The following is a 9,248-nucleotide window of genomic DNA, read 5'->3' as shown; positions in this document are numbered from 1 at the left end:
TCTTTCACCCGTTGCTTGGCATAATCCCGCATCGATTGTGCGCCATGTTCTTCACAATGCGCAGAGCCATCATCACGGCTGTGAGTACAAAAAAACAGGTGGTATTTATATATTTGAGCCATAAGCGCTTAGGATAACGAACCTTGGGCTATCTACAAAGCCCTTATCGACGCTTTTATGCGTCCACCTTAATAATCACGCGTAATGGAAAAGTCAGCCAATGAGAGTAAAGCGTGTTTGTAGTCACTCTCAGGCAGTATATCTAATGCCCGTTTGGCATAGGCGACTTCTTGCGCTGCTGCGCGAGCGGTGTAATCAATCGCACCGGTTTCGTTAATGATGCGGATGATTTCATCAATCCGATCGCGCTGACCTTGTTCGATGGCCTCGCGGATGATGCCAGCCTGGTGTTCCGAGCCCTGACGCATGGCGTGAATAAGCGGCAAAGTCGGTTTGCCCTCAGCGAGATCATCACCAATATTTTTACCAATGGTTTCGCTGGAATGGCTGTAATCAAGCAGATCATCAACGAGTTGAAACGCACTGCCCAGATGCATGGCATATAGTGACATGGCTTCTTCAATTTCTTCCGATGTATCACAAATGACGGCGCCCAGTTGACCTGCGGCTTCAAATAATTTGGCTGTTTTATGGTGAATCACTTCCAGGTAACGCGACTCTGTGGTGTCAGCGTCGTGGCAGTTAAGTAATTGCAGAACTTCACCTTCTGCAATGATATTCGTGGTGCTGGATAGGATTTTCATCAGTCTCATCGAATCCATTTCCACCATCATTTCAAATGAGCGGGTGTAGAGAAAGTCACCGACCAGTACGCTGGCTTCGTTGCCCCACAGCGAATTAGCGGTTTCCTGACCACGACGCATGTCAGAGTTATCGACGACATCGTCATGCAGTAACGTTGCCGTGTGAATAAACTCGATAATGGTGGCTAGGTTGATGTGTTTATCGCCTTGATAACCACAGGCTTTCGCGCATAAAAGCGCTATAGCCGGGCGTAAACGTTTACCACCGCTATTTATTATGTAGAAACCTAATTGATTGATCAGGGCGACATCAGACTGCAGTCGTTGTTGAATCAGGGTATCAACAGCAGTCATGTCATCTTCAATTAAAGAATAGATGGATTGGATATCCACAGCGCGCAAATCTGCCTATAATATGACTTTTGAAAGGCGTACTTTCTCATGCACGGAGAAAGCGCGCAAATATTTAACAGAGGGCCTGTTCCTCTGCCAAACCCGGTGACCAGATTAGACTGGAATTTTGATTTGATCTCGCCTGAGAAAGGCGCTACAATTGCCGGTCTTTTGTTGGGCAACCTGCATTAACACATAATATTTGGAGACAGCGATGTACGCTATTGTCGCGACTGGCGGTAAACAATACCGAGTTAAAGAGGGCGAAAAGCTCCGCATTGAAAAACTGACTGCTGAAGCCGGTGATACGGTTGAGCTTGATAAAGTGCTGTTGGTTGGTGAAGGCGAAGACGTAAAAGTCGGCGCACCATACCTGGACGGCGCAAAAGTAACTGCTAAAGTTGCATCAAACGGTCGCGGCGATAAAGTAAAAATCGTCAAATTCCGTCGTCGTAAGCACAGCCGCAGACAAATGGGGCATCGTCAGGCTTATACTGAAATCGAAATTACAGGCATCTCAGCCTAAAATCGTTTAGAAGAGGTTTAAAATGGCTCATAAGAAAGCTGGTGGTAGTACGCGTAACGGACGCGATTCAGAGTCTAAACGCTTAGGCGTTAAACGTTACGGTGGTGAAGTTGTTTCAGGTGGTAACATCCTGGTTCGTCAACGTGGTACACGTTACCATGCTGGTCGCAACGTAGGTATTGGTAAAGACCACACATTGTTTGCAACCTCAGAAGGTAAAGTTTTGTTTGAGACTAAAGGTCCTCAAAACCGCACTTTCGTAAGTGTTGTTGCTGACTAAAAACATATGTTAGCCCGTTGGGGCAAACAGCCGAAAGCCCCGCTGATGCGGGGTTTTTTGTTTCTGGCGTATGTTCAGTCAAGAAAAGAGATTAAGGTCGGGTTACGACAATGAAATTTGTTGATGAGGCGAGAATTAAAATCAGTGCTGGTGCCGGTGGTAACGGTTGTCTGAGTTTTCGTCGTGAAAAATTCATTCCCTTTGGTGGTCCAGATGGTGGCGACGGCGGTGATGGCGGTGATATTTATCTGATCGCTGACTCACAGGTCAATACACTGATCGATTTCCGCTACCAGCGAAACTACAAAGCCGAGCGTGGTGAACACGGCCGTGGACGACTATGTAGTGGTGCCCGTGGTGATGATTTGATCATTAAAGTCCCGGTCGGTACCGAGGCTTGGGATGATGATACCGATGAATTGATTGGTGACCTGACAAAAGAAGGTACCAAGTTGTTAGTCGCAAAAGGTGGCTGGCATGGTTTGGGTAATGCCCGTTACAAATCCAGTATTAATCGTGCACCGCGTCAGACCAGTGATGGTACACCCGGTGAGGAACGTCATTTACGCTTGGAAATGAAGTTACTGGCAGATGTTGGGCTGCTTGGTTTACCAAACGCCGGAAAATCGACTTTCATCAGTCAGGTTTCTGCAGCACAACCTAAAGTCGCCAACTACCCTTTCACTACGTTGTACCCTAATCTAGGCGTCGTCACGCTTAAAGATGTACGTAGTTTTGTCATTGCAGACGTACCCGGTCTGGTTGAAGGTGCAGCAGAAGGTGCCGGTCTAGGTATCCAGTTCCTGCGTCACCTGACCCGTACTCGCTTGCTGCTTCATCTGGTTGATATGGCACCTGCTGATGTGAAGCAGGATCCGGTTGAGAGTGTGAAAACCATCAATCGGGAACTTGAAAATTACAGTGATGCGCTGGGTAGTCAGGAGCAATGGCTGGTATTAAACAAAATGGACCTCGTGCCCGACGATATCCGCGAAGAGCTGTGTCAGGAAGTTATTGACAGGTTGGGATGGCAGGGTAAGGTATATCGAGTCAGTGGTCAGAGCGGTGAAGGCTGTGAAGCTTTATGCGACGACGTGATGACATATTTAGAAAAACTTAAAGAACAAACAGACAACGCGGACTCTGCCACGGACGCTACTGAGGAATAAAACAACGTGACCGAACCACACCAGCAACTTCTTAATACCAAACGCTGGGTTATTAAGATCGGCAGTGCTTTGCTGACGCGTGTTGGTGAGGGGCTCGATATTGAGCGGGTTCGTTGGCTCAGTGGTGAAATTGCCGAGTTACGCCGTCAAGGTAAAGAAGTTGTTCTGGTCACATCGGGCTCGGTTGCCGCGGGTATGCAGCAACTGGGCTGGAAACGCCGTCCCCATGAAATTCATCAATTGCAGGCAGCGGCCAGTGTCGGCCAGATGGGGCTTGTGAATGCCTATGCTACTGAATGCAGTAAACACGGTATACAGACCGCACAAATTCTTTTGACCCATTCGGATCTATCCGATCGTGGTCGTCATCTTAATGCACGAAGTGCGCTCCATACCCTATTAGAACTGGGCATTCTGCCTGTTGTGAATGAGAATGACACGATTGCCACCGAAGAAATTCGCTTTGGTGATAATGACACGCTCGCCGCGATGACAGCGAACCTGGTTGAAGCTGACGTACTGGTTATTCTCACCGATCAGGATGGCCTGTTTGATTCTGATCCTAGACAAAATCCCGATGCCCGCATGATTGCCGCCTCAGCTGCCAGTAATGTTGCGCTTGATCAAATGGCTGGAGACAGTAAAGGCGATTTGGGTCGCGGAGGAATGACTACTAAATTACAGGCAGCAAGACGAGCGGCGCGATCAGGTGCTTATACAGTCATTCTTTCAGGGCAAAATCCGGATAACTTACGTCATCTGGCGGCAGGTAATGGCGTTGGTACTTTATTATGGCCTGATAACAAGCCGATTACGGCGCGTCAGCAATGGCTGGTTGGCCATCTCATCGCGAAAGGGCAAATTGTTCTGGATGATGGGGCGGTGTCAGTCATACTGGAAAAAGGCCGAAGTGTGTTACCCGTTGGCGTGAAACATATAGAAGGACAATTTTCACGGGGTGAACTGGTTATCTGTCGTGATATGGAAGGGAGGGAAATCGCCCGCGGTCTGGCTAACTACAATGCCGATGAAGCGCACCGTATCAAAGGGAAAGCGAGTTCAGAGATTGAAGGCTTGCTCGGCTATGTCGATGAACCTGAGCTGATCCATCGTGACAATCTGGTTATTACAGCGTAAGCGATAATCCCAGACATAAAAAAACCGGCATCTAGCCGGTTTTTTTGTTTAAAGCGGTTAGGCTTTAAATTACATTGCGCGAACAGCGTTGTTCAAGCGGCTTTTGCCACGTGCAGCAGTATTCTTGTGAATAACGCCTTTACGAGCCATACGATCCAGTGCAGGCACTGCAACTTGGTAAGCGGCAACAGCTTGTTCTTTATCACCAGCTGCAATTGCTTTTCTCAGTGCTTTGATGGTTGTACGCATCGCTGAACGTTGGCTGGCGTTGCGCAGACGGTGGTCTTCCGCTTGACGTGCGCGTTTTCTTGCTTGTACCGAGTTTGCCAAGGTGCTTCTCCTAAAAAATCAGCTATCTATATTCGATGAACAGGGCATTATCCTGATTTTCATCTGCTTTGTAAATGGTATGATGTGAAAATTTTTCTGACAGGGTAAAACATGCGCATTATAACGGTAAACGTTAATGGCATTCGTGCCGCTGCCCGCAAGGGTTTTTTCGACTGGTTACTCAAGCAGAATGCGGATGTAGTCTGTATTCAGGAAACCAAAGCGCAAATCCATCAACTGGAAGATGCTGTTTTCACGCCGCAAGGATACCATTGTTATTACCATGACGCTGAGAAAAAAGGCTACAGTGGTGTTGCGCTCTATTGCCGCGCTGAACCAGATGAAGTCATTGTCGGTATGGGCAATGCCGAGTTTGATATTGAAGGCCGTTATATCGAAGCGCAATTTGGCAAGTTAAGCGTGATTTCACTCTATCTACCTTCTGGTTCATCCAAGGAAGAGCGTCAACAGGTGAAATACCGCTGCATGGACTTCTTTGAGAATAAAATGCTGGAAATGAAGGCGTCGGGTCGTGATTATATTATTACCGGTGACTGGAATATCGCCCATAAGAACGAAGATATCCGTAACTGGAAAGGGAATCTGAAAAATTCAGGTTTCTTGCCTGAAGAACGTGCCTGGTTGGATAAGCTTTTTGATGACATGGGCTTTATCGACGCTTTCCGCGAACTGCCCCAACAAGAACATGAGTATACCTGGTGGTCAAATCGCGGTCAGGCCTGGGCCAATAATGTGGGATGGCGGATTGATTATCATATTCTGTCGCCATCATTGAAAGGCAGTGTTCATGCCACCGATATTTATCGTGATGAGCGTTTCTCCGATCATGCGCCGTTAACGGTTGATTATGACTATGCGTTTCCGCCCGAATAGCGAATACAAGGGGCTGAAAAAATACCCCTTCTCAGTAGGTGAATATTAAAACATAATGAATTTCTGGGTTTATTCATTGCAATAGTGAGACTAGGAAAGTCTATGGCAGAGCGGGACCCCAAAGTAGAAGAGTGGAAGGAGAAATTCTTTAAAGTCTCCGATTCTCTTGAAAAGCAACAGGAATATGAGCAATTGCTGGAGCGGAGTCTGAACCGCCTTGCTTTACTCTCTCAGGGTCAGGATCCGGGCCTGGATAAGCACTTGCTGAAGATACGCAAGTTACTGCGAGGCAACAGCCGCAACCCTGGCCAGGTTGAGGAAGTGTTGAGAGCGTTGGAGCGGAGTATCGTCCAGATGGATGAAAAGGGTGCTGATAAATCCAATCTCAGTGCCTGTCTGGTCAAGCTGATTGACTATATCAGTTGGCCTAAAGAGCAGCAGAAAGCGGCATCAGCGCTTGGGAAAAAAGCACAGAAAGCAGAAGACAAATCGCTTCCGATGATCATCGAAGATCTTTCAAGTCTAATACAACAAGGCTTTTTGAGTGATGAGAGGCAAGCACCCCAAGGGTTTTTCTCCAAATTGTTCGGAACGAGGAAGCTTGAGGGAGTAAATCAGGACGACAATCTGCCGATACCACTTTTATCAGATAGAGCGGAAGGTGCTGTTTCTCCTTCATCGCAGGAGATTTTAATCACGCTGCTGGAGAAGTTATCGTTACCACAGAAATTCACTCATCAAGCCACAAAAATCCGCAATAAAATTCAGCGTGGAATAGTTCAGAGCGAGTTACCCGGGGTGATTGATGATATCGCCAGTTTAGTCAGCGATATCGGGGGCGCGGCAATCGATGACAAGCAGGAATACGAAACTTTTCTTCTTGATCTGACAGAAAAGATCACGATGCTTGAGCAACAGCTGCATGAATTTGAGGAGGACGAAGTCAGCGCCTACTCACAGCGACGCCAGCTTGGTAATAATGTCAAAGCAGAAATGAACCATCTGCGAACCGATGTCGAAGATGCCAATAATCTGACCCAGTTAAGACAAACTGTCAGCTCGCGGATTGATAATCTGAACCAGCATATCAATCATGCGCATAATGCTGATGTTGAACGATTTACCCAGGCACAGGAGCAAGTCAAACAACTTAATCAGCGGCTGCAGGTAATGGAAGCAGAATCTGAAAACTTACGCAAAGCAACAATAAAAGCGCAGGAGCTGGCTTTAAAAGATGCTTTGACCGGCATCTGGAACCGACAGGCGCTCAATGACGTGCTTGAAAGAGAATACGCTCGTTGGCAGCGTTATCAAACACCATTGACTATGGTGTTTTGGGATATTGACCACTTTAAAGACGTCAACGATCAGTTCGGCCATAGTGCTGGTGATGTGGTTTTGAAAACTATCGCACAGATCTTCAACAAAAAGATAAGGAAAGCCGATTTTATTGCTCGGTTCGGCGGTGAAGAATTCGTCGGGTTATTTCCAGAAACGGATCTGGAAACGGCACTGGTGCTCACCAATAAAGTCCGACAAATTATTGCGGAAACCCATTTTTATCATCAGGATATCACCGTGCCGATTACAGCCTCAGCCGGCCTCGCAATGTTTGAGGGTGACGATAGTATTGATGATGTTTTTGAACGAGCTGATAAGGCACTCTATTCAGTTAAGAGCAATGGTCGGAATAATTGTGTCGTTCTGCGAAAACAAGACAAGTGAATCATCCCGATGACTAAACAAAGTCGTGGTGGGAACTAACATACTAAATAGGCGGTTCCTGTGAATCGCTTTAGACTATGGATGCCTTCACACAGCGGATAATCCCATAGTCATAGGTCTCATCCAGCGCCTGATGAATAGCCTTCAAACTCTCTGCCTGTTCTCCAAGCGATTCGATGGTCACGATGATTTCATTGAGTTGCGCGTCTTGCAGGGCAAGAACGTTTTTGACATCGAGTAAACCTGAGTTAATCCCTTCTGCCAAATGACTATAGACCGTGCTTTGTTTTAACGAGCGCTCTTCCGCTATTTGCTCTGGACTTAAGCCTTGTTCATGCAACATCAGCGTCTGATTTACGGTATCGCTTAAACCGTTGTTGAGGAGTTCTGAGATTGGATGTTGCCGGATGATGTCGACAAACTGCTGGCCGTAACGCGTCAGTTTTTGTTCACCAACACCGCTGATACGCTGCATGGCCTCTAAAGTATCAGGGCGATATTGACACATTTCCTGCAATGCAGCGTCATGAAAAATGACATACGGCGGTACACCATTTTCCTGGGCGATATTGGAACGACACTGACGCAGCGCTTCCCAAAGCTTTTCATCCTGAGGACGCACAGCAGCCTGCTTCTTACCGGCTTTGCCAGTCGCTTTTTTCTCCTGTTGTTTACGTAGTAGCAAGGTTTGTTCACTACGCAAAATAGCGCGGCACTTTTCGGTTAAGCGCAAAGCGCCATAACGGGTGATATCAATATCCAGATAGCCGGTTGCAATTAGCTGCCGGAATATCCCTCGCCACTGAGTAGCGTTGAGTTCGGTGCCGATGCCAAACGTGCTGATTTGATCGTGCTGATTGGCTTTGATTCGATCATCGTCATTACCCAGCAAAATATCGATTAAGTAATTCACGCCAAAACGTTGTTCGGTGCGGTAAACACAAGAAAGCGCTTTCTGGGCGACTTCGGTGGCATCAAAATGCTCTGGCGGATTAACGCAGTTATCACATTGTCCGCATTTTTCCGGTGCTTCCTCGTCAAAATAAGCCAGCAAGGCATGACGGCGGCAGGTGATGAGTTCACATAAGCCCAACATGGCATCTAACTTGTGATGCTCTACGCGTTTGATCAGGTCTGGCGCAGTCGAGTCCTGCATAAACTGACGAAGGGTGATGACATCCTGCAGGCCGTAAGCCATCCAGGCATTGGCGGGTAGGCCATCACGACCAGCGCGACCGGTTTCCTGATAATACGCTTCGATATTTTTGGGCAGATTCAAATGCGCGACAAAACGAACATCAGGTTTATCAATGCCCATACCAAAGGCAATTGTGGCGACGATAATCACACCTTCTTCGCGCAAAAAGCGCTGCTGGGTGTGAGCGCGTAACTCTGCAGGCAAGCCCGCATGATAAGGCAGGGCAATGCGACCTTGTTGCTGTAGCCAGTCGGCAATAGCTTCCACTTTTTTACGAGACAGGCAATACACAATACCCGCGTCGTCAGCATGCTGGCTTTGGATAAAGTCCCACAATTGTTGTTTGGCCTGACGCGCTTCGGCAATCGCATAAAAAATGTTATGCCGATCAAAACTGTTCAGGTAAACCTCAGCCCCTTGCAGCTTTAGTTGCTCGATAATCTCGATACGGGTGCGCTTATCGGCCGTTGCAGTCAGGGCTATGCGCGGTATATCCGGAAATCGTTCATGCAACATCCGCAGCTTTTGGTATTCAGGCCGGAAATCATGACCCCATTGCGATACACAGTGGGCTTCATCAATCGCGAACAGAGCGATTGGCAGCCGTTCCAATAATGTCAGCATGCGTTCACCGAGCAAGCGCTCCGGTGCCACATACAGCAAATCAATCTGACCGGTTTCGAGCTGCTGTTCCACATCGCGCGCTTGTGCCGCGGATAAACTTGAGTTCAGGAAGGCTGCTTTAACGCCCAGCTGTTTTAACGCCATCACCTGATCCTGCATCAGGGCAATTAAGGGCGAGACCACCACCGCGGTGCCGGAGCGAACCAAT

The 9,248-nt window shown here is 47.7% G+C and carries 9 protein-coding genes; 6 read left to right on the top strand and 3 right to left on the bottom strand.

Translation table 11 applies throughout. The features are described 5' to 3' along the window. Window positions 1-188: 188 nt before the first annotated feature. The gene (gene ispB / locus ACTF5U_RS10995) at window positions 189-1,157 is read right to left on the bottom strand and encodes an octaprenyl diphosphate synthase (protein ID WP_438971676.1); all 969 of its coding nucleotides are present in this window, start codon (window positions 1,155-1,157) and stop codon (window positions 189-191) included. A gap of 214 nt (window positions 1,158-1,371) precedes the next feature. On the opposite strand from ispB, the gene rplU reads away from it, so the two are divergent. The 4 genes from rplU (at window position 1,372) to proB (ending at window position 4,269) form a co-directional block, all read left to right on the top strand. Then, window positions 1,372-1,683: a 50S ribosomal protein L21 gene (rplU, locus tag ACTF5U_RS10990; RefSeq protein ID WP_438971675.1), complete on the top strand. Its 312-nt coding sequence runs from the start codon at window positions 1,372-1,374 to the stop codon at window positions 1,681-1,683. A 22-nt stretch (window positions 1,684-1,705) separates the two neighbouring features. After that, window positions 1,706-1,963, top strand: coding sequence for a 50S ribosomal protein L27 (gene rpmA / locus ACTF5U_RS10985; protein ID WP_438971674.1), 258 nt, complete (start codon window positions 1,706-1,708; stop codon window positions 1,961-1,963). A 110-nt stretch (window positions 1,964-2,073) separates the two neighbouring features. Continuing rightward, window positions 2,074-3,132: an Obg family GTPase CgtA gene (gene cgtA / locus ACTF5U_RS10980; protein WP_438971673.1), complete on the top strand. Its 1,059-nt coding sequence runs from the start codon at window positions 2,074-2,076 to the stop codon at window positions 3,130-3,132. 6 nt (window positions 3,133-3,138) lie between these two features. After that, window positions 3,139-4,269, top strand: coding sequence for a glutamate 5-kinase (gene proB, locus ACTF5U_RS10975; RefSeq protein ID WP_438971672.1), 1,131 nt, complete (start codon window positions 3,139-3,141; stop codon window positions 4,267-4,269). A 69-nt stretch (window positions 4,270-4,338) separates the two neighbouring features. Here proB and rpsT read toward each other — a convergent pair whose 3' ends face one another. Beyond that, window positions 4,339-4,599, bottom strand: a complete 261-nt coding sequence (gene rpsT / locus ACTF5U_RS10970; protein ID WP_438971671.1) for a 30S ribosomal protein S20 — start codon at window positions 4,597-4,599, stop codon at window positions 4,339-4,341. A 111-nt stretch (window positions 4,600-4,710) separates the two neighbouring features. On the opposite strand from rpsT, the gene ACTF5U_RS10965 reads away from it, so the two are divergent. Next, window positions 4,711-5,493 (top strand): exodeoxyribonuclease III, encoded by a 783-nt coding sequence (locus ACTF5U_RS10965; RefSeq protein ID WP_438971670.1) that lies wholly within the window; start codon window positions 4,711-4,713, stop codon window positions 5,491-5,493. Window positions 5,494-5,595: 102 nt separating this feature from the next. After that, window positions 5,596-7,218, top strand: coding sequence for a GGDEF domain-containing protein (locus tag ACTF5U_RS10960; RefSeq protein WP_438971669.1), 1,623 nt, complete (start codon window positions 5,596-5,598; stop codon window positions 7,216-7,218). Window positions 7,219-7,288: 70 nt separating this feature from the next. On the opposite strand, the gene recQ is transcribed toward ACTF5U_RS10960, so the two are convergent. Beyond that, window positions 7,289-9,248: DNA helicase RecQ (gene recQ, locus ACTF5U_RS10955; RefSeq protein WP_438971668.1), on the bottom strand; the 1,960-nt coding region annotated here is incomplete at its 5' end.

The sequence above is a fragment of the Methylophaga sp. genome (assembly GCF_965655755.1).
Classification (GTDB): Bacteria; Pseudomonadota; Gammaproteobacteria; order Nitrosococcales; family Methylophagaceae; genus Methylophaga.
This window is presented reverse-complemented; position numbering and strand designations above follow the sequence as displayed.

Bases quoted from the DNA above. Each gene is read 5' to 3' on its own strand.
- rplU (WP_438971675.1), top strand. From the start codon at position 1,372: ATGTACGCTATTGTCGCGACTGGCGGTAAACAATACCGAGTTAAAGAG.
- rpmA (WP_438971674.1), top strand. From the start codon at position 1,706: ATGGCTCATAAGAAAGCTGGTGGTAGTACGCGTAACGGACGCGATTCA.
- cgtA (WP_438971673.1), top strand. From the start codon at position 2,074: ATGAAATTTGTTGATGAGGCGAGAATTAAAATCAGTGCTGGTGCCGGT.
- ACTF5U_RS10965 (WP_438971670.1), top strand. From the start codon at position 4,711: ATGCGCATTATAACGGTAAACGTTAATGGCATTCGTGCCGCTGCCCGC.
- ACTF5U_RS10960 (WP_438971669.1), top strand. From the start codon at position 5,596: ATGGCAGAGCGGGACCCCAAAGTAGAAGAGTGGAAGGAGAAATTCTTT.